Raw genomic sequence first — 20776 nt, forward strand, 5'->3', positions numbered from 1 at the left:
TTTTTGGAATTTGAATTGCTATAATTAGTACTTTTATGGGTTATAATCAAAAGAGATTTTATTTTGAAAACATCATCTGCAATATATCAGAAGTTAGAAGGATTTATTAAAAAGTATTATACAAATGAATTAATAAAAGGAGCACTTCTTTTTATTGGTTTTGGACTATTGTATTTTCTATTTACCCTTTTTGTTGAGTATTTTCTTTGGTTAAAACCAGCAGGAAGAACTCTTTTATTTTGGCTATTTATCGGAGTAGAAGTTTTCCTGTTGTTTCGATTTATCTTGTTTCCAATTTTTAAATTGTTCAAACTTCAAAAAGGAATCGATTATAATCAGGCTTCAGCTATTATTGGAAATCATTTTACTGAAGTAAGCGATAAACTAACAAACTTTTTGCAGCTTTCTTCAAATGAAAATTCAAGTGAAAGTTCAGAATTAATGTTGGCTTCGATAGAGCAAAAAGCAAATTCTTTGCAACCAATTCCTTTCGGTAACGCTATTAATTTTGGTACTAATAAGAAGTATTTGCCATTAGCGATAATTCCAATTTTACTTTTTGCTGTGTTTTATATTTCTGGAAACAGTACAATAATTTCTCAAAGTTTTAATAGAGTAGTACATTTCAATGCTTCGTTTTTGCCACCGGCTCCTTTCAAATTTGTAGTTTTAAATAGTAATCTTCAAACAGAACAAAATAAGGATTTTGTTGTAAAGGTAGAAACAGAGGGTAAGGTAGTTCCTGAAAATGTCATGATCCATATTGGTAGTGAAAGTTATTTTATGGAATCTTCTCAGCCTGGAAAGTTTGAATTTAAAATTGAAAAGCCAGTTAGTAATATTGTTTTTTCTTTTGAAGGAAATACAGTTTCATCTGATGAATATGAATTAAAAGTTGTTACAGTTCCATCAATTGCCAACTTTGAAATGGTGCTGAATTTTCCGGAATATTTAAAAAAGAAATCTGAGATTATACAAGGAACCGGAAATGGGATTGTTCCGGAAGGAACTACAGTGACCTGGAAAATGAATACTCAATCAACTCAGGAGATTGTTTGGAAGGATGAAAAGACTGTATCTAGATTTGTAAAGGCTGAAAATGAGTTTAAACTGGTAAAAAGTATCAGTCAAAATACAGAATATCAAATTCTTACTTCTAACAATAAGATCAAAAACTACGAAAAACTAGATTATCAGTTGTCTGTTATCAAAGATCAACATCCTACAATTACAGTTTCGCCTGCACCAGATAGTTTGAAGCTGGACAAAAATTATGTTTTAGGAAGAATGGGTGATGACTATGGTTTATCAAAATTGCAGATTGTTTATTATGAAAGAGGAAAACCTCAAACTGCAAAGAGAGGAACTATTCCGGTAAAGCAAGCTGTGTTTGATCAGTTCGTTTTTAATTTTCCCAGTAATCTGGCAGTCGAAGAAGGAGTATCTTATGAATACTATTTTGAAGTTTTTGATAACGATGCGCCTCATCATTTTAAGAGTACAAAATCTTCTGTGTTTTCAGATAGAGTTTCTACTGCAGATGAAGTTCAGGATGCAGAGTTGCAACAGCAAAATCAGAACATAAATAGTCTTGAAAAATCTTTAAAGAATCAAACGAAACAGATTTCGGAAATGGATAAGATTCAGAATACCGGAAAAGAAAAAGATAATTTGGAATTTAAAGATCAGCAAAAGATCAATGATTTTATCAAACGTCAAAAACAACAGGACGAAATGATGAAACAGTTTGCTGAAAAAATGAATAAGAATTTAGATAAATTCAAAGACGAGAAGAAAGATAAAACGGCTGAAGATTTACAGAAACGTTTAGATAACGCAGAAAAAGATTTAGAGAAAAATCAAAAACTGCTAGATGAATTAAAGAACTTAAATGATAAATTAAACAATGAAGATTTGTTTGATAAGATGGAAAAGTTCAAACAAATTAGTAAAAACCAATCTCGTAATTTAGAACAATTAGTTGAATTAACCAAGCGTTTTTATGTTTCTAAGAAGGCAGAACAGGTTGCTGAAAAGTTGAATAAACTTTCAGATCAGCAAGAACAACTATCAAATAAAGAGAAAGAAAATACTAAAGAAAAGCAAGATGATATTAATAAGTCTTTCGATAAAATCCAGGAAGATTTAAAAGATTTAAAAGAAGAAAATAAAACACTTAAAGCTCCTTTAGACATTCAGCAAGATGCTTCAAAAGAAAAAGATCTTGATAATGATTTGCAGAAAGCCTCTGAAGAATTAGAAAAAAAGAATACTTCTTCGGCTAAACAAAAGCAGAAAAGTGCTGCTCAGAAAATGAAAAGCATGGCAAAGCAAATGGAGTCGAGTATGGATGGAGGAGAACAAGAACAATTAGAAGAAGATGTTGCAATGCTTCGTCAGGTTCTGGATAACCTTTTAGCATATTCTTTATCACAGGAAGATGTGATGAAACAATTTAAATCTATGAAATTGGGTTCATCTGCTTATACTAAAAATATAAAAATTCAGCAGAATTTAAAGCAGCAGTTCAAACATGTTGACGATAGTTTGTTTGCTTTGTCATTAAGAAATCCAAAAGTTGCAGAAGATGTTACAAAGGAAATTGGTAATGTACAGTATAATATAGACAAGGCAATTGAAACCTTAACCGATGTTCAGATTCCGAAAGGAGTTTCGCATCAGCAATACGCCACTTCTTCTGCGAATAAGTTGGCTGACTTTTTAAGTGATTTATTAAATAATATGCAAATGTCTATGTCTAAACCAGGATCAGGAAAACCAAAACCAGGAGATGGACAAGGAATGCAATTACCGGATATTATACAGAAACAAAAAGGTTTGGCTGATAAGATGAAAGAAGGAATGAAGGAAGGAAATAAACCTGGAGATAGTCAGCAAGGACAAGGAAGCGAAAGTAAGCAAGGTCAGGGTAAAGAAGGACAAGGTAAAAATGGTCAGGGCAAAGAGGGCCAAGGAAATAAAAACGGTGGAAAAGGTAATGATGGAAAAGACGGAAATGATGGAGAAGGGGATGCCGAAAAGATAATGGAGATTTATAAAGAACAAGTAAAACTTCGTGAAGCATTGCAAAATGAATTGGCTAAAAAAGGTTTAGACGGACAAGGCAGATCTGTTATTGACCAAATGAAGCAGTCAGAAAAGCAACTTTTAAATAAGGGATTTAAGAATGAGAACTTGCAAAGAATTTTAAATATTCAACAAGAATTGCTAAAATTAAATAATGCAGTGCAGCAACAAGGTCAGGATACGAAGCGTCAATCTGAAACAAATAAGACTGAATTTTCAAATCGCACGAATGCTTTACCAAGCTCTTTAATTGAATATTTAAACAGTGTAGAGATTTTAAACAGACAATCACTACCTTTGCGCTCAAATTTTAACCAAAAGGTTCAAGAATATTTTAATACAAAATGATCAATTTTAATTACGAAACAGATTTTAATTTAGATAACGAAGAAGCCTTTTCTGATTGGTTGAGTGCTGTGATAGTTTCTGAAAACAAAAGCGAAGGAGAAATAAATTACATTTTTTGTGATGATGAATATCTTCATAAGATTAATGTAGAGTATCTGGATCACGACACATTAACAGATATTATCAGTTTTGATTATACAGTTGGAAACCAATTAAACGGAGATATTTTTGTTTCGATTGAAAGAGTAGAGGATAACGCAAAGGATTTTAATGTTTCTTTTGATGAAGAACTAAAGCGTGTTTTAGCCCATGGTATATTACATTACTGTGGATACAAAGATAAATCAGATGCTGATGCAGATTTAATGCGTTCTAAAGAAGATGAAAAAATCGCAATGTTTCACGTGGAACAGTAATTAAACATCTTTTTAGTATAAAAGAATTACATGTTCCACGTGAAACATTATTTATTTCAAGAGGATATAATAAGACTTGTTCCACGTGAAACACTTAAAAGAAATTTTATATTTATGAGTTGGCTTTAAAATGTTTCACGTGGAACATGAAATACTAAGCAAGAGGTTAAGTGATTTTTTAAATGTTTCACGTGGAACGTGTAAAGTAAAGTTTTGAAGTTTGAATTTGATTCAAAAGATTTCGGTTTTTAACTGAGTTTAATCTGTTTCACGTGGAACAGATTATTAGGTTTAGATTGGAATTTGGAGTTTCAAGATTTAAATATTAGCGCATTAGCGCCGTTCCACGTGGAACAAAAAAGAGTATAAAGTTAATTCTGAGGACCGCCTTAAACGGTTTGCAGAGAATAATAAAACAAAATGTTTTTAGAAGAATACGATGTTATTGTGGTTGGAGCTGGGCATGCCGGTTCAGAGGCCGCAGCAGCGGCCGCAAATTTGGGATCCAAAACTTTGTTGGTTACAATGAGTTTGCAGAACATTGCTCAGATGTCTTGTAACCCTGCAATGGGAGGAATCGCAAAAGGACAGATTGTTCGTGAGATTGATGCGCTTGGAGGTTATTCTGGAATTGTTTCAGATAGAACAGCAATTCAATTTAAGATGTTGAACAAATCAAAAGGTCCTGCAATGTGGTCGCCAAGAGTTCAAAGTGATCGAATGCGTTTTGCCGAAGAATGGAGAATGATGTTGGAGGGAACTCCAAATTTGGATTTCTATCAGGAAATGGTAAAGGGTTTGATTATTGAGAACGGGAAGATAAAAGGAATTAGAACTTCGCTCGGAATTGAAATTCGATCGAAATCTGTTGTTTTGACAAACGGTACTTTTTTAAATGGTTTGATTCATATTGGAGACAAACAATTTGGTGGAGGAAGAGCTGGCGAAAGTGCTGCAACAGGAATTACCGAAGATTTAGTTTTGGCAGGTTTTGAAGCCGGAAGAATGAAAACAGGAACACCACCACGAGTTGACGGACGTTCTTTGGATTATTCTAAAATGAACGAAGAAAAGGGAGATGCAAAACCGGATAAGTTTTCTTATTCTGATTTGACAACTCCTTTAACGCATCAAAGATCTTGTCACATGACTTATACGTCATTGGATGTTCATGATATTTTGAGATCTGGTTTTGACCGTTCGCCAATGTTCAACGGTCGCATTAAAAGTATTGGTCCAAGATACTGTCCTTCGATAGAAGATAAGATTAATCGTTTTGCTGATAAAGAGCGTCACCAATTATTTGTTGAACCGGAAGGTTGGAATACTTGTGAAGTTTACGTAAACGGATTTTCAACTTCTCTTCCGGAGGATATTCAGTTTAAAGCATTGCGTACTGTTGTCGGTTTTGAGAATGTGAAATTCTTTCGTCCGGGTTATGCAATCGAATATGATTATTTCCCACCGACACAATTAAAACATACTTTGGAAACAAAGCTTGTTGAAGGTTTATATTTTGCCGGACAAATTAACGGAACAACAGGTTACGAAGAAGCAGCATCTCAAGGTTTGATGGCAGGAATAAATGCGCATTTAAAAGTGCATGAAAAAGCACCATTAATTTTAAAACGCGATGAAGCTTATATTGGAGTTTTGATCGACGACTTGATTACGAAAGGAACAGAGGAACCTTATCGTATGTTTACATCAAGAGCAGAATATAGAACATTGTTGCGACAAGATAATGCCGATTTCAGATTGACACCAATGTCGCATGAAATTGGTCTTGCTTCTGAAGCTCGTTTGCGAAGAATGGAAAAGAAATTAAATGAGTCTGAAAAGATGGTTGCATTCTTTAAAGAAACAAGTGTTTCGGTTGCAGAAACCAATCCTATTTTAGAAGCAAAAGAAACTGCTCCAATTACGCAAGGGGATAAAATGTTTAAAGTTTTCTCTCGTCCGCAGATTGATTTGGAGGATATGTTGAAATTTGAAAAAGTGAAAGCATATGTTGAAGAAAATGATTTGGATAAAGAAATTTTAGAGCAGGCCGAAATCCAGGTTAAATATTCCGGTTATATCGAAAAGGAAAGAAATAACGCTGACAAATTAACTCGTTTAGAAGAAGTGAAGATTCCGGAGAATTTCGATTATAATAAGATTAAATCGATGTCAATTGAAGCGAAACAAAAATTAAGTAAAATTCGCCCAGTTACAATTTCGCAGGCGTCAAGAATAAGCGGTGTATCACCAAGTGATATTTCCGTGCTTTTGATTTATATGGGAAGATAAAAATATGTTTCAGGTTTCACGTTATTGTTGAAATCTGAAATTTTGTTTTTGTTCCACGTGAAACGTAAAACTTGAAACGTAAAACTTGAAACCTGAAACTTTAAACCTGAAACTTCAAACCTGAAACTTCAAACCTGAAACTTCAAACCTGAAACAAAAAAAATGTTCCACGTGAAACTATTTTGAAATTCTTATTATGAAGATCATCCAAAAAGAGATATTATCTGCAGAAGAAAAAGAAGTTTTGCGAGAACTTTGGAATAAAGAATATTCAGTAAGATTGTTTTGTAGAACAACTGAAGACTTTGAATTTTATTTAAGCGGACTCTTAAATATTAATCATTATTTATTGGTTGATGATTCAAATAAAATTAATGGTTGGATTTATACTTTTTTGAGAGAAGAAGAAATTTGGTTTGGATTAATTCTGGATCATAAAATTCAAGGCAAAGGATTTGGTTCTGTTTTGCTGAATGAAATAAAAAGTAAAAATACAAGTTTGAATGGGTGGGTAAGTGATCGTGAAAATGAGATAAAGCAAGATGGGACATTTTATAAATCTCCTATGCAGTTTTATCTTAAAAATGGTTTTACCATTATTCCCGAAATAAGAATTGAAAACGAAAAATTGTCGGCCGTAAAAATAAATTGGAAGCAATAAAAGAAAAATATAAATATTAAAAATATAAACCCTAAAAGTGAAATTTTTGCTTTTAGGGTTTGCTATGAAATTAAACCAAAATACCTGTAATTAAAAAATGGACGTTTTAAACAAAAAACATTTTCTGACTGTAAAAGACCATTCAGTTTCTAAAGAAATTTTCGAATTGTATTATGATGAAAATCTGGATATGCTAATTACATCTCCACAACCGGATTTAGAAAATCTTGGCAGATATTATGAAAGTGAAGATTATATTTCGCATACAGATAACAAACGTTCATTGTTTGAAAAAGCATATCACTTTGTAAAAAATATTGCTTTAAAAAATAAACTGAGTTTGATTAATTCAGAACAAACTCAAAAAGGTAAAATTTTAGACATTGGTGCCGGAACTGGAGATTTTTTATTAACGGCAAAAAATAACGGTTGGGAAACTGTCGGAGTAGAACCAAGCGAAAGAGCAAAAAATATTGCAAAAGAAAAAGGAATTTCATTTGTTGAAGAAATCAGCCAACTTGAAAATAATTCTTTTGACGTAATTACCATGTGGCACGTTTTGGAACACGTTCCAAATTTAGAATTTCAAATTCAGGAATTGAAGCGTTTATTAAAGCCAACTGGAACATTAATTGTTGCGGTTCCAAATTTTAAATCTTTTGATGCAAAACATTACGGAGAATTTTGGGCAGCTTTTGATGTGCCAATTCATTTTTGGCATTTTTCAAAAAAAGCGATTCAATCCCTTTTTGAAAAAGTTGATATGAAACTCGAAAAAGTATTACCAATGAAATTTGATTCGTTTTATGTTAGTTTATTATCCGAAAAATATAAAAGCGGAAAAATGAATTTCATTAACGCATTTTTCATTGGTTTAAGATCAAATTTAAAAGCTGCAAGTACAAAAGAGTATTCGTCGCACATTTATGTCTTAAAAAACAAGTAAAACGCAAAATAAGCATGTTTAAGGCGCTTTTTTATGGTTATTGAGGGTTTGTGTTGTCTTTTTAGAGAAGATTGCTTTAATAAAAGCTATGAAAGCCACTTTTAATAGTGATATTTTATGGTAAAAACTCACTCTATAAATAAAACCAATGCTGAAAAAACAGCACAAAATTTCGAAATTTTGTGCTGTTTTTTTTATGATTTAAAATTTTAATTAAAGAGAGAAAAATTGAAGGCAATTTCGGTTTTAATTTTTTTAGGATTTTAAAAATGGTACAATTTGAAATTTTATATAAGTTTTGAAAATTATAAAATTGGAGAATGAATTTTGATGTTTCTTTTTTTTTGACTTCAAAATTTAAAGTTTCTCCGGTAAAAAGTATTCACTGCAAATTTGTGCGCTAAAAAACGATCAAAACGTAAAATAAGCTTGTTTAAGGTGTTTTTTGTAGTAAAACGAGGGTTTGTATTGTTTTTTTATAGAAAACTCCTTAGATAAAAGCTGTGCAAGTTACTTTTGATAATGATATTTTATCGTATAATTTTAGTCCATAAATAAAACTAATATCATAAAATTTGGGCATTTTTTAAACTTTATGTTGGTGCTATTTATTTTTTTATATTTTTGTCTTCAATACTTAAAAAAATTAGAAATTTAGAAAATGAAAAAAGCATTAGTAATTATCGCACTTTCAATTTCGGTTGTTTCGTGTAATAAAGCAACAGAAGTTAAGGAAGTAAAAACAGCTTACGTAGATACTTCGGTTTTAATGAAAGAGTACACCGAAGCAAAGGACCTTGAAGCTAAATATAAAGCTCAAGCTGAGGAAAAAGGAAGACAACTGCAAGCTGAAATTACTCGTTTTAAACAAGACGCTGCTAATTTTCAAAGCCAGGCGCAGGCAAATGGTCAGCAATGGGCACAACAAAGAGGTGCTGAGTTACAAAAAAGAGAGCAACAATTAGGGTACGCTCAACAAGCTTTATCTCAGCAATTACAACAAGAAAGTGGTACAGAAATGGATTCTCTTGTAAGTGGAGTTAAAAAATTCATTAAAGAATACGGTAAGAAAAACGGTTACGCTTACATTTATGGAACTGGTGATGCTGCAACGATTTTGTATGCAGAAGACAAATTTGATATTACAAAGGATATCATTAAAGCCTTGAATGAAAAATACCAGGCTACTCCAAAAACAGATGCTAAACCAGCTGTAAAAGAGGAAGCTAAAAAATAACTACCCAAAAAACTAACTATTTTAAAAACCTAAATCTCCTAAGGATTTAGGTTTTTTCTTTTATAAAAATGCGCTACTTTTAGCATTTAATAAACGCCTAATGCAAAACGTTTCAGAAGCTGCAGCTTACACTTTACAATTCATAAATCAGACGCAAAAATCGATATTTCTTACAGGTAAAGCCGGTACAGGAAAGACTACTTTGTTGCGCGAAATAATCGCTACAACACATAAAAATACGGTTGTAGTGGCTCCAACAGGTATTGCAGCGTTAAATGCAGGAGGAGTTACCATTCATTCCATGTTTCAATTGCCATTTTCGGCATTTATTCCGTCTTATCAGGAGAGTTCTCAGTTTACAGAAACAGTAAAATTTGAGAATAAAGAATCATTGCGCAGACATTTTAAAATGAACAATGTAAAGCGTAATGTGATTCGAAATATGGAATTGCTGATTATCGATGAAGTAAGTATGCTTCGTGCTGATTTACTGGATGCTATAGATTTTATGATGCAGACTGTACGTAGAAATACACTGGCTTTTGGTGGTGTTCAGGTACTTTTCATTGGAGATTTACTACAATTGCCACCAGTAATTCGTGACGAAGAATGGAGAACTTTGCGTAATTATTACAAAGGAAAATTCTTTTTCCATTCGCATGTAATGCAGCAAAATCCGCCTTTGTATATTGAATTATCTAAAATTTATCGCCAAAGCGATGATGTTTTTATATCCGTTTTAAACAATCTTCGAAATAATCAGATTACCAAAGAAGATGTTCAGGTTTTGAATCAATATGTAAAACCTGATTTTGATTTAAAACTGAATCCCGGATTTATAACGCTGACAACACATAATGCAAAAGCAGATGCAATCAACGAGCAGGCAATCAATGATTTATCAGGAAATGAATATGCTTTTCAACCGTTTGTTGTAGGTGATTTTCCGGAGAAAATTTTTCCTGTTGAAGAGAATTTAAAACTCAAAGTGGGAGCACAGGTAATGTTTGTAAAGAATGATCTGTCTTTTGAAAAGCGTTACTTTAACGGAAAGATGGGTGTTATAAAATCACTTTCTCCCGAAGAAATTTTTGTTCACTTTCCAGAAGAGAATAAAACGATCGAAGTAGAAAAATACGAATGGAAAAATATTCGCTACAAGGTAAATGAGCAGACAAAAGAGATTGAAGAAGAAGTTTTAGGGACATTTGCACATTATCCGCTTAAGTTAGCCTGGGCAATAACGGTGCATAAAAGCCAAGGTTTAACTTTTGAGAAAGCTGCGCTCGATGTATCGCAAGTTTTTCTTCCCGGACAGGCGTATGTAGCACTTTCGCGTTTAACGTCTTTAAATGGGCTTATTTTGCTTTCTCCGATACAAATGAACGGACTGTCGAACGATCAGGATGTAATGGACTATGCTCTGAATAAAGCTACAGAAGAGGTTTTGAAAAACTCGCTGCATTTTGAAACCAAGAATTTTATTCATAACTATTTGGTTAACAGTTTTAACTGGACAGATCTTGCACAAGAGTGGCGCAATCACCGTTTTAGTTATAATGAAAATGCTGCCACATCAGAGAAAGCAAAACACGCAATCTGGGCACATAAACGATTGGAAACTATTGACGGACTTGTTGATCCTTCACAAAAATTCATTCAGCAGCTTAATAAAATTTTTAGTAAAGAGGCAGTAGATTTATATTTTGTCCAGGAGAGAGTAGAGGCAGCTTATGATTATTTTTTCAAACCAATGGATAAACTGGTTTCGGATCTTTTGAGTAAAATGGCTGAAATTCAGAAATTTAAAAAAGTAAAGGAATTTTACGAAGAACTTGCTTTTCTGGATGATTTACAAACTAAAGCTGTTTTGCGTTTGATGAAAGCAAAATTACTGATTGAAATTGTCGTTTCCCGTGAAACAATCTGTAAAGAAAAATTGACTTCTCCTGCTATTAAGAACTATAAATCAGATAAAGTTTCGAAAATTCGTGAAGAGCATAAAATGACCAATACCGACATTTTTCAGGTTGATGAACCCGTTATCAGGTATTCTGCTAAAAAAGTGGATAAAACAGCTCAAAAAGGACCTAAAAAGACCACTGTTGAAGAGACGCACGATCTTTGGTTAGAAAAAAATTCTGTTGAGGATATTGCACGTATCAGAAAACTCACTGTACAAACGGTAGAAATGCATCTTATAAAATTAATTCAGGCCAGGAAAGTGGATATTACTGAGGTACTTTCAGATGATAAAATTTTAGCGCTTCGCGATGCTTTTGAGTTTTATCAGGAAGAATCGCTGAATGGTTTGAAAGAAAAACATGGAGAGGAATTTACTTGGGATGAACTTAAAATGTTCAAGGCCAGTATAAATTGATTTGTAGATTTTGTAACTTAGTCTTTTCATTTTTAGTTTAGTATAAAAACATTATGTAAAATAGAAATTTATGAAAAAGCTAATTTATTTCCTATTTGTTGTTTTTTATTTCAACAATAGTTTTTGTCAGGATCTGAAACCGGAGTACAAAAAGATCATCGAGACTTTTATCAATAATGTTAAGACAGACAACAAAGAAGCACTTGGCGAGATGATTTCTTATCCGCTCAAAAGAGAATACCCAATTCCTGCCATTAGCGATAAAGCAGATTTTATAAAGCGATATCCGGAAGTGTTTGATGTTACATTAAAAAATGAAATTGTAAAATCGGATCCATTAAAAAACTGGTCCGATATGGGCTGGCGTGGTTTAATGCTTGATCAGGGAAATATTTGGCTGGATATTGATGGTAAATTGATTGCAGTAAACTACCAGTCGAAATTTGAAAATGAGCTTAAGAACAGGCTCAATGCCGATCAGAAAAAAAAGTTGGATCCAAGTATTGCTTTTTTTCAAAGTCCGATTTGTGTTTTGGAGACTTCTAAATTTAAAATCAGAATTGATAATTTAGGGAATAATAATTACCGTTATGCTTCCTGGTCGATAAAAAAAGAAATGACTGAAAAACCTGATTTGGTGATAAATGGGGGTGAGCTTGTTGTAGAAGGATCAGGAGGAAATCATCAGTATGAATTTAAAAAAGATAAATATTTATACGAATGTTCCATTATCGTTTTGGGAGAAAAGAATTCTCCACCGGCAAGGTTGGTTATATATCAATCTAAGAAAGTAATTCTTTCACAAGATGCTAAAATTGTTTCACGATAAACAAAATGCCTGTTCAATTTGAACAGGCATTTTTATTTATAGCGTTGAAATAGCTTTTTCAAGCTCTTTTTGCTGCGTTGTTTGCGATAATTTTAGTTTTTGGATGTTCACCTCATTCTCTTTGGTTTTGATACTTTGTTTTTGAGTTTCTTCGTCGGATATCGAAGCGGTAGCTATTTTATTTTCAATTTTTTGATTTTCCAGTTCTAGTTTATTGATCTTTTTTTTTGTTGATTTCAAATTATCCTCGCATTTTGCCAGGCTTTTCTTTTTGTTTTCAAGTTCTTTTTGTTTCTTTTTTAATTCTGCAATCTGGTTATCTAATTTCTGATGATTTTCCTTCGAAATTATTTGATTTTCAGATTCATCCAATTTTAAATTAACTTCTTGTATTTTGTGATTATTTTTAATTTGTTGTGCAAAAAATGACTGTGAATTAAGCAACAAAATAAGAGCCAGGGTTTTAAAAATTTTATCCATTTTTTATAATTTATTTGGGCTAAATTATCCGATGAAATTTATTTAAACTACCATGCAAATGCTTTAGAACAACAGAATAAGCAAAAAAAAATCCTATTCGAAGAGAATAGGATTTTTCAATACTTTATAAATTTTCAACTAGAATCCAGGCCTCAGGATTTTCGCCTCTCTGTATTTCTTTTTGTGCTTTTTGAGCTTCTTGCATTGTTGCATAACTGCCATATAAAACAGGAAATAATCCATGTTTGTTTTCTGGCAGCATTCGGGCTTCATAACCATCTTTGATCAATTGGTTATAGGCTTTTCTAGCATTTTGTTCGCTTCTGTATGCGCCCGCCATAATGTGGTAAGACATTACTTTGGTTTCTTCAATGGCTACTTTTGCAGAATCTACTGACAATGTTACAGCGGGTAATGGGTTCTGTATAAAGAAAGTTGCTTCCTGAATTTTATTCTGTACTTTTTTCTGAACCGCACTTTCTACAATTAAAGTTTTAGTGTTGATTTGATTTTGGTACAACGGATAACCAATACTTCCTGTAATTCCAAGACCAAGAATAAAAATTGCAGCGTATTTTAAGAAAGAATTAGATGATTTTCCTTCTTCATCTCCGTATAAAGTGATTGGTTCTCTTTCTGAAATTGCTTCGATCGTTTTCTCAAAATTTCTTTTTTAAGCATTGGAGAAACAAATGGACTTAATCCAAAAGAAGTTGCCAAATAGTTGGTTTGATCGTTAGGAGTGAATATGATATTTTTCTCCGAATTAAAACGAAGTTCACCAATTCCTTTTAGAAAAATGGTACCGTTTTCTTCCAGTGTTTTTTTCCAGTTAACAACCTCAAAAGCAATAGCGCTTACAGCAAAACCATAAGATGTTTTTTCCGCATAGGCAATATGATTAGCCAATAGACCGTCATTGTTTTTTAAATGACTATTGAAAGAAATCATTTTTTTTGGTGGAAAAAATGTATTTGTGTTTTCATTCAACTGTGCCGATTGAATTTCTGTTAAAAATGCTCCAAATCCTGGAACCGTTACACACTGATAACGATACAATAACTGTCCGATGTAGGTTTCAATTTTCATAGTAACAAAGTTAGGTAATGAATATAGTTATCAAAATTTTATTCACAATTTTTATTAACAATTGCACTTTTTTTATAGACAATTAGTTTTCAGAAGTTTAGTTTATATGTTATTATTTTTTTGAGTTTGCAGTTTATTAAAAACATTTAATTTATTAGGAATTTACTTTAATTTTACCATATTTGTAGCTTTTAAATCAGTTTGTTTTTTATTCTATTTTACATAATATTTTAAACCAATGTCAGATCAGGAATTGTATTACTTATTAGCCTTACTTAAAGTGGATGGAGTTGGAGATATTATGGCTAAAAAATTGCTAACTTATTTTGAAAATGCAGAATCAGTTTTTAAGGCAAAGGCAAGTCAAGTAGCTGCTATAGATGGAGTTGGTTCTGTGTTGTTAAAGAATTTAAAAGATAAAACTATTTTTGAAAAAGCCAGACAGGAACTGGAATTTATTAAATCTGAGGGTCTAAAAGTTTTCTTTTTTCAGGATAAAAATTATCCGGATCGGCTTAAACATTGTATAGATTCGCCAGTTTTGATTTTTTCTTCGGGAAATATCGATTTGAAAAATAGAAAGATTATTAGTATAGTAGGGACGAGGCAAATAACATCGTATGGAGCTGAGTTTTGTCGAAATCTTATTGAAGATCTGGCTCCACTTAATCCGGTTATTGTAAGTGGTTTTGCCTATGGAGTTGATATTGTTGCACATCAATTGGCAATAGAAAACAATTTACAAACGATTGGTGTTTTGGCGCATGGTCTAAATCAGATATATCCTAAAACACACAAAAAGTATGTTGCAAAGATGGAAGAAAATGGTGGTTTTATTACTGAATTTTGGAGTTCCTCAAACCCGGATAAAGAAAATTTTGTTCGACGAAATCGTATTGTTGCGGGAATGAGCGAAGCTACAATTGTAATAGAATCTGCAGATAAGGGAGGATCTCTTATTACAGCCAATTTAGCCAATGACTATAATCGGGATGTATTTGCTGTTCCTGGGCGGGTTACAGATCGATACAGTCAGGGTTGTAATGATTTAATTAAAACGCAAAAAGCAAATGCTTTAACAAGCGCCGCAGATCTGATTTATGTTTTAAACTGGGATATTAATAATAAGCCAAAGCCTATTCAGAAGCAACTTTTTATTGAACTTGAAACTGACGAACAAAAGATTTATGATTTTCTTTTAAAAAACGGTAAAGAGATGCTGGATATCATAGCGCTAGAATGTAATTTACCCGTTTTTAGAATCTCCGGAATACTTGTAAATATGGAACTTAAGGGTGTAATTAGGCCTTTGCCGGGCAAAATATTCGAAGCTGTCTAATCTAAAAATGAGCCAGGAATTTTATTTATGAGATTTTAAAATAGCAATAAAAAACAAGATTATAGAGGCCATACAAGCAATAAAACCAGCAATAAAATTTCCAAAAGACATTAAAGCTAATATCAGGATAATCAGTTCAAAATGAGCAAGTGAAATGTAATAATTGGTCTTTCTTTTTAGACGAAAAATGATAAAATAGCCAAGAATAAAAATAATTTGAGAAAAAGAAAAAATAAGTGAGACCAGAACCTCATTATGAATACTATAAGCCCATCCAACAGTTTTATTTGTTCCGTAGGATTCCATATTGCCAGATAAATATGCTAATGTAAACCCGAGCGTAAAGAGCGCAATAAGGAGAAGAAACATATATTCCGTGAATATTTTTTTCATATACTAAACTGAATAAAAGAGATTTACAGATGAAGTAAGTCTATTTAACTTTTAGAAATTATGCGATTGTTTTATAAAGAAAACCCGGTAGATAATTAACAATCTGCCGGGTTTCATATTTTTTTATTTTTCAAATCCCAAAACGGTTCGAACTTTTGCTAAGACACCATCAGCAATAACTGATGCTTTTGCAGCGCCTTTTTTTAGTAAAGCATCTACTTCTTCGAGATTGTTTATGTAGTAATGATACTTCTCTCTTTCTGTTTTAAATTTTTCTGTAATTAATTCAAAAAGAGCTTGTTTTGCATGACCATAACCATAATTTCCACCTAGATAATTGGCTCTCATTTCAGCAAGCTGAGTTTCGTTTGCCATCAAAGAATAAATAGCAAAAGCATTACAAGTATCCGGATTTTTTGGATCTTCAAGCGGTGTGCTGTCCGTTTCAATGCTCATTACCTGCTTGCGAAGCGTTTTATCATCAAGGAAAATATTGATAATGTTGTTCGCAGATTTACTCATTTTTCCACCGTTTGTTCCCGGAATCAGCATGCTGTCATCCTGAATTTTAGCTTCAGGAATTACAAAAATTTCTCCCATTTGATGGTTAAATCTTGAAGCAACATCACGAGTAATCTCTAAGTGTTGCAACTGATCTTTTCCAACAGGAACGAATTCTGCATCATAAAGTAAAATATCAGCCGCCATTAACATTGGATAAGTAAAAAGTCCTGCATTAACATCGTCTAAACGATCTGCTTTATCTTTAAAAGAATGCGCCAAAGTTAAACGTTGAAAAGGAAAAAAACAGCTTAAATACCAGGTTAGTTCAGCAGTTTGAGTAACATCAGATTGTCTGTAAAAAGTAACTTTTTCAGGATTTAGACCACAAGCCAACCAAGCAGCAGCGGTACTGTACGTGTTTTCTCTTAATGTTTTACCATCTTTAATTTGAGTAATTGAATGTAAATCTGCAATAAATAAAAATGATTCATTTGCCGGATTATTCGATAACTCAATTGCCGGGATGATAGCTCCCAATAGATTTCCTAAGTGAGGCGTTCCAGTACTCTGAACGCCAGTAAGTATTTTTGCCATTCTAGTTTTTCTTATTCTTTAGTTGCAAAGTTCGTTTTTTTAGCGCAGAGTTCGCAGAGTTTTTCGCAGAGTTTGGGAAGTTTTTTGAGTTTTTTGAAGTTCATAGAGTTTTTCTATGTTTTTAGAAATCGTTTATTACTCTTCTAATACCATTTTTTAATAATGTTTCGTTGAAGTTTATAAGTAGAGCTAGTCTATATTTTCCCAATTTGAGATAGGTTAAAGTTTGTGCTAAATGATTTATTGTCAAAGATTCAACCGCTTTTATTTCAATTACGAATTTGTTTTCAACGAGTAAATCAATGCGATATCCGCAATCTAATTTTATTTCTTCAAAAACTAAGGGCATCGTTTTTTCTTTTTCCACAAGAAGTCCACGCTGCTTTATTTTATAGTACAAACATTCTTTATAAACACTTTCTAATAATCCCGGTCCAAGTTTTCTATGTATCTCAATTGCAAGGCCAATAATAATTGTTGAAATTTCATTTTCAGTTATTTTTTTTTAATATGTATTTTCGTATAAAAATATAAATTTTAATGTATTCTGCAATAGTTATTTTGAAAAGTTTTTGTTTAAGTCAAAGTATTGTTAACAAGTCTTTGTGGACATTTTACGTTGGTATTTACCTCAAAATGAACATTTTTTCTTTGCGAAAAACTCTGCGAGCTCTGTGCTATAAAGAAAAATTTTAGAAGGGTAAATTCTTTTAGAGAATTCACTTCTGTTTTCTTACATTTGAAACCATGAAAGGATTTAAGATTATTTTTTGGTTTTATGGCGTATTTGGTTTTATGTTTTAATGGCAATTCCAATATTGATTATGCTGCCGTTCTTGCTAGTTTCGATTGCCTCAGAAAGGGGATATCCCTATTTTTTCAGAATGGCCCGCATTTGGGCTAAATTCATCCTTTTCGGCATGGGGTTTTACTACACGGTAAAGCGCGAACAAAAGCTTATTAAAAATAAAAGCTACATGATCGTGGCCAACCATACTTCGATGACTGATATTATGCTTATGCTGGCAGTTGTTCGAAATCCTTTTGTTTTTGTTGGTAAAAAAGAACTGGTAAAGATCCCGTTGTTTGGATTTTTCTATAAAAGGACCTGTATTTTAGTCGACAGAAACTCTTCTAAAAGTAAAAATGAAGTTTTCAAAAGAGCACAAAATCGTCTGAATCAGGGTTTAAGTATTTGTATTTTTCCGGAAGGAGGAGTTCCTGATGATGAATCTATCTTGTTGGATGAGTTTAAAGATGGCGCTTTCAGATTGGCGATTGAGCATCAAATCCCGATTGTTCCCATCGTTTTTGCAGATAATAAAGAGCGTTTCTCATACACTTTTTTAAGTGGAAGTCCGGGAAAAATGCGTGCTAGAATCCTGCCTTTTGTAGAAACTGCACATCTCACAAATGAAAACAGAAAAGAGCTTAGAGATCAGGTTAGAGAAATAATTTATAACGGATTGTTAGAGTTTGGAAAAGAGACGATCAAGGAAGAATCATTAATAATAAAACCCGGCAAAATTTAATTTGCCGGGTTTTTTTTGAATTAAAATAACCCCTTATTTATATTCAAAATTTTTATCTGTGTATTATTTTTTCTGAAATAAAACGTAATACTTTTTTAAATTTTAGTCTGGTTTTTTTTCGGTTTTTATTCAACAACACTTCTATTTTCTCTTTCATGGTTAAAATATTATTTGGTTGATAATAAAGAGTTTAATCCTGTAAAACTCAAGTTAATGTCACATAATATACAGAGAGTAAAAATTGAAAAAGGTTGCGTCGCCAACCTGATATTGTTTGAAAAAAAATTAAAAAAACCCCGTTAGTCCTTGGAAACTAACGGACTTTAATTAAATAACAAACCAAATTTATTCTAAAAAAAACCGCGAATGCTACTCCAAACAAATCGCATTTGTTTAATAGATGGATGCTTTGTAAAATGGTTGCGTGTTTTTTTTGCTTTTTTTAATAAAAAAACCCGATTGGGTTTTAAAGTCCAATCGGGTTATGATAAAAATACTGCAAAATACAGATTTATATTGTTTTAGGCATTTGCTAATTCTTTGATGTGTGCTTTAATTTTAAGCTCTAATTCATCAGCTAATTCCGGATTATCTTTAATTAAAGATTTTACAGCATCACGTCCTTGTCCTAATTTTGTATCTCCGTAGCTGAACCACGACCCCGCCTTTTTAACGATCTCAAATTCAACTGCTAAGTCAAGAATTTCACCTGTTTTAGAAACCCCTTCTCCATACATAATATCAAATTCTGCGGTTTTAAAAGGTGGTGCAACTTTGTTTTTTACGATCTTAACTTTGGTTCTGTTTCCGATAACATTTTCTCCGTCTTTAATTTGAGAAGAACGACGAATATCTAAACGAACAGAAGCATAAAATTTTAATGCATTACCTCCGGTAGTGGTTTCAGGATTTCCAAACATTACACCAATTTTCTCTCTCAACTGGTTGATGAAGAAAACAGTACAATTTGTTTTACTGATAGTTCCGGTTAATTTTCTTAATGCCTGAGACATTAAACGTGCATGAAGACCCATTTTAGAATCTCCCATTTCTCCTTCGATTTCACTTTTAGGAGTTAAAGCTGCAACAGAGTCAATTACCACAATGTCGATAGCTCCGGAACGAATTAAATTTTCGGCAATTTCTAAAGCCTGCTCACCATTGTCTGGTTGAGAAATAATCAGGTTCTCGATGTCTACACCTAGTTTTTCAGCATAATTTCTGTCGAAAGCATGCTCAGCATCAATAAAAGCAGCAATTCCACCTGCTTTTTGAGCTTCGGCAATAGCATGTAGTGTTAATGTGGTCTTACCAGACGATTCTGGCCCGTATATTTCAATAATTCTTCCTTTTGGATAACCGTTTACTCCAAGAGCTAAATCAACGCCAAGAGAGCCAGAAGAAATCGTTTCTACCTCCACAATGGCTCTGTCGCCCATTTTCATTACGGTTCCTTTTCCGTAGGTTTTGTCAAGTTTATCAAGCGTTAATTGTAACGCTTTTAATTTGGCTTCTTTGTCTGAACTCATCTTTTCTTAATTATCTGGATTGTTATTTTTAGCTTCGCTTGAATTTGTAAAAATACTTCTTTTTTTGAAGTTTCATTGTTTCAAATTGTTCCAAATTGTCACAATTTTCATTATAAAAACAAAGCCTTTAATTCTGTTGCTTCAGAAGGTTTCATTTTTCCTGCAAGTACTAAACTCAGTTGTTTACGACGCAAAGCTGCATCAAAACGCTGAATTTCGATTTCGGTTTCAGGAATAATTGCCGGAACTTCTACTGGTCTTCCGGTATCGTCAACCGCTACAAAAGTATATATAGCTTCGTTTGCTTTTGTTCTGCTTCCTGACTCACGGTCTTCTACCCAGACGTCAATGAAAACTTCCATTGAACTTTTGAACGATCTTGAAACTTTTGCTTCAACAGTTACGACACTTCCAAGCGAAATAGCTCTGTTGAAAGCAACGTGATTTACAGAGGCCGTAACAACAATTCGACGCGAATGTCTGCGGGCTGCAATACTCGCAGCGCGATCCATACGGGCTAATAATTCACCACCAAAAAGATTGTTTAAAGGATTTGTTTCACTTGGTAAAACTAAATCGGTTAGTATAGTTACTGATTCTGAGGGATGTTTTGGATTCATTTTTTTGATAATAAATTTCATTTTTTTGCCACTGATTTCACAAATTAAAATGATTAAAAAAATCTGTGAAAATTTTTGAAATCAATGACTAACTTTTTAATAATTGAGGCTGATTAATTCAACCAGTAAACTGCCATAACAGCAGGAATAAAATATATAACAATGGTTCTTGCACCATCATAATCTTTTGCAAGTCTTTGCCCGAAAAGCATCATTAATAAAGTGATACATGAAAAAATCGCACCATAAAAACCAAATTCACGTCCGCTGTTTGTAAATAGTTGAATTGCACCCACAACAGATAATATTCCTGAAATTAACTCCAGAATTAGTAAATGTAAAAGTGCAAGCGGAACCTGATTTTTTAATGGTGTTTTGGCAAAATGTTCTTTTAGCCAGGCTACATTATCTTTCCAGTAAAAAATTTTTTCATAGCCTGATTGTAAAAATGTTAGGGCTAAAAACACTAATAAAAAAATGGAGGCAACATTATTCATTTT

General features: G+C 32.6%; 19 protein-coding genes. 10 read left to right on the top strand and 9 right to left on the bottom strand.

All coding sequences use genetic code 11. The features are described 5' to 3' along the window. The first annotated feature begins 63 nt into the window (after window positions 1–63). The 8 genes from OLM51_RS02755 to OLM51_RS02790 all read left to right on the top strand — a co-directional run bounded on the left by OLM51_RS02755 (window position 64) and on the right by OLM51_RS02790 (window position 12196). On the top strand, window positions 64–3435 hold the full coding sequence (locus tag OLM51_RS02755) for a coiled-coil domain-containing protein (protein WP_264552884.1): 3372 nt from the start codon (window positions 64–66) through the stop codon (window positions 3433–3435). Next, window positions 3432–3851, top strand: a complete 420-nt coding sequence (gene ybeY / locus OLM51_RS02760; protein ID WP_264552885.1) for an rRNA maturation RNase YbeY — start codon at window positions 3432–3434, stop codon at window positions 3849–3851. Before OLM51_RS02755 ends, ybeY begins: the two co-directional genes overlap by 4 nt. A 420-nt stretch (window positions 3852–4271) precedes the next feature. After that, window positions 4272–6143, top strand: coding sequence for a tRNA uridine-5-carboxymethylaminomethyl(34) synthesis enzyme MnmG (gene mnmG, locus OLM51_RS02765; protein ID WP_264552886.1), 1872 nt, complete (start codon window positions 4272–4274; stop codon window positions 6141–6143). A gap of 196 nt (window positions 6144–6339) precedes the next feature. Then, a complete protein-coding gene (locus OLM51_RS02770; protein WP_264552887.1) occupies window positions 6340–6804 on the top strand; it encodes a GNAT family N-acetyltransferase in 465 nt (154 codons plus the stop codon). A gap of 97 nt (window positions 6805–6901) precedes the next feature. Next, the gene (locus tag OLM51_RS02775; protein WP_264552888.1) at window positions 6902–7750 is read left to right on the top strand and encodes a class I SAM-dependent methyltransferase; all 849 of its coding nucleotides are present in this window, start codon (window positions 6902–6904) and stop codon (window positions 7748–7750) included. 661 nt (window positions 7751–8411) lie between these two features. After that, window positions 8412–8987, top strand: a complete 576-nt coding sequence (locus OLM51_RS02780) for an OmpH family outer membrane protein (protein WP_264552889.1) — start codon at window positions 8412–8414, stop codon at window positions 8985–8987. Between the two features lie 100 nt (window positions 8988–9087). Continuing rightward, entirely contained in the window at window positions 9088–11367 is a 2280-nt protein-coding gene (locus tag OLM51_RS02785) for a helix-turn-helix domain-containing protein (RefSeq protein ID WP_264552890.1), read from the top strand. Between the two features lie 70 nt (window positions 11368–11437). Next, window positions 11438–12196 (top strand): hypothetical protein, encoded by a 759-nt coding sequence (locus tag OLM51_RS02790; protein WP_264552891.1) that lies wholly within the window; start codon window positions 11438–11440, stop codon window positions 12194–12196. Between the two features lie 36 nt (window positions 12197–12232). Here OLM51_RS02790 and OLM51_RS02795 read toward each other — a convergent pair whose 3' ends face one another. The 3 genes from OLM51_RS02795 to OLM51_RS20445 all read right to left on the bottom strand — a co-directional run bounded on the left by OLM51_RS02795 (window position 12233) and on the right by OLM51_RS20445 (window position 13765). Next, window positions 12233–12676: a hypothetical protein gene (locus OLM51_RS02795; protein WP_264552892.1), complete on the bottom strand. Its 444-nt coding sequence runs from the start codon at window positions 12674–12676 to the stop codon at window positions 12233–12235. Between the two features lie 124 nt (window positions 12677–12800). After that, window positions 12801–13196: an SPOR domain-containing protein gene (locus OLM51_RS20440; RefSeq protein ID WP_413614529.1), complete on the bottom strand. Its 396-nt coding sequence runs from the start codon at window positions 13194–13196 to the stop codon at window positions 12801–12803. 56 nt (window positions 13197–13252) lie between these two features. Continuing rightward, window positions 13253–13765, bottom strand: a complete 513-nt coding sequence (locus tag OLM51_RS20445) for a hypothetical protein (RefSeq protein WP_413614530.1) — start codon at window positions 13763–13765, stop codon at window positions 13253–13255. A 238-nt stretch (window positions 13766–14003) separates the two neighbouring features. Here OLM51_RS20445 and dprA point away from each other — a divergent pair, with 238 nt between their 5' ends. After that, window positions 14004–15104, top strand: a complete 1101-nt coding sequence (dprA, locus tag OLM51_RS02805; protein ID WP_264552893.1) for a DNA-processing protein DprA — start codon at window positions 14004–14006, stop codon at window positions 15102–15104. 21 nt (window positions 15105–15125) lie between these two features. Here the strand turns inward: dprA and OLM51_RS02810 are convergent, their stop codons facing one another. From OLM51_RS02810 to OLM51_RS02820, 3 genes are all read right to left on the bottom strand, one after another. Then, window positions 15126–15497 (bottom strand): hypothetical protein, encoded by a 372-nt coding sequence (locus OLM51_RS02810; protein WP_264552894.1) that lies wholly within the window; start codon window positions 15495–15497, stop codon window positions 15126–15128. 123 nt (window positions 15498–15620) lie between these two features. Then, window positions 15621–16595, bottom strand: coding sequence for a tryptophan--tRNA ligase (gene trpS / locus OLM51_RS02815; RefSeq protein WP_264552895.1), 975 nt, complete (start codon window positions 16593–16595; stop codon window positions 15621–15623). A gap of 121 nt (window positions 16596–16716) precedes the next feature. Further along, complete coding sequence (locus tag OLM51_RS02820) at window positions 16717–17094, bottom strand: GxxExxY protein (protein ID WP_264554266.1); 378 nt, start codon at window positions 17092–17094, stop codon at window positions 16717–16719. Window positions 17095–17572: 478 nt separating this feature from the next. Between OLM51_RS02820 and OLM51_RS02825 the strand changes: the two genes are divergently transcribed. Beyond that, complete coding sequence (locus tag OLM51_RS02825; RefSeq protein ID WP_264552896.1) at window positions 17573–18127, top strand: lysophospholipid acyltransferase family protein; 555 nt, start codon at window positions 17573–17575, stop codon at window positions 18125–18127. A gap of 521 nt (window positions 18128–18648) precedes the next feature. Here OLM51_RS02825 and recA read toward each other — a convergent pair. The 3 genes from recA to OLM51_RS02840 all read right to left on the bottom strand — a co-directional run bounded on the left by recA (window position 18649) and on the right by OLM51_RS02840 (window position 20773). Then, window positions 18649–19656 carry a recombinase RecA gene (gene recA, locus OLM51_RS02830; protein WP_264552897.1) on the bottom strand — a complete coding sequence of 336 codons (1008 nt, stop codon included), beginning with the start codon at window positions 19654–19656 and terminating at the stop codon, window positions 18649–18651. 110 nt (window positions 19657–19766) lie between these two features. Beyond that, entirely contained in the window at window positions 19767–20276 is a 510-nt protein-coding gene (locus tag OLM51_RS02835; protein WP_264554267.1) for an acyl-CoA thioesterase, read from the bottom strand. A 113-nt stretch (window positions 20277–20389) separates the two neighbouring features. After that, the gene (locus tag OLM51_RS02840) at window positions 20390–20773 is read right to left on the bottom strand and encodes a DoxX family protein (protein ID WP_264552898.1); all 384 of its coding nucleotides are present in this window, start codon (window positions 20771–20773) and stop codon (window positions 20390–20392) included. Window positions 20774–20776 lie beyond the last annotated feature (3 nt).

Source organism: Flavobacterium sp. N2038 (assembly GCF_025947185.1).
GTDB lineage: Bacteria > Bacteroidota > Bacteroidia > Flavobacteriales > Flavobacteriaceae > Flavobacterium.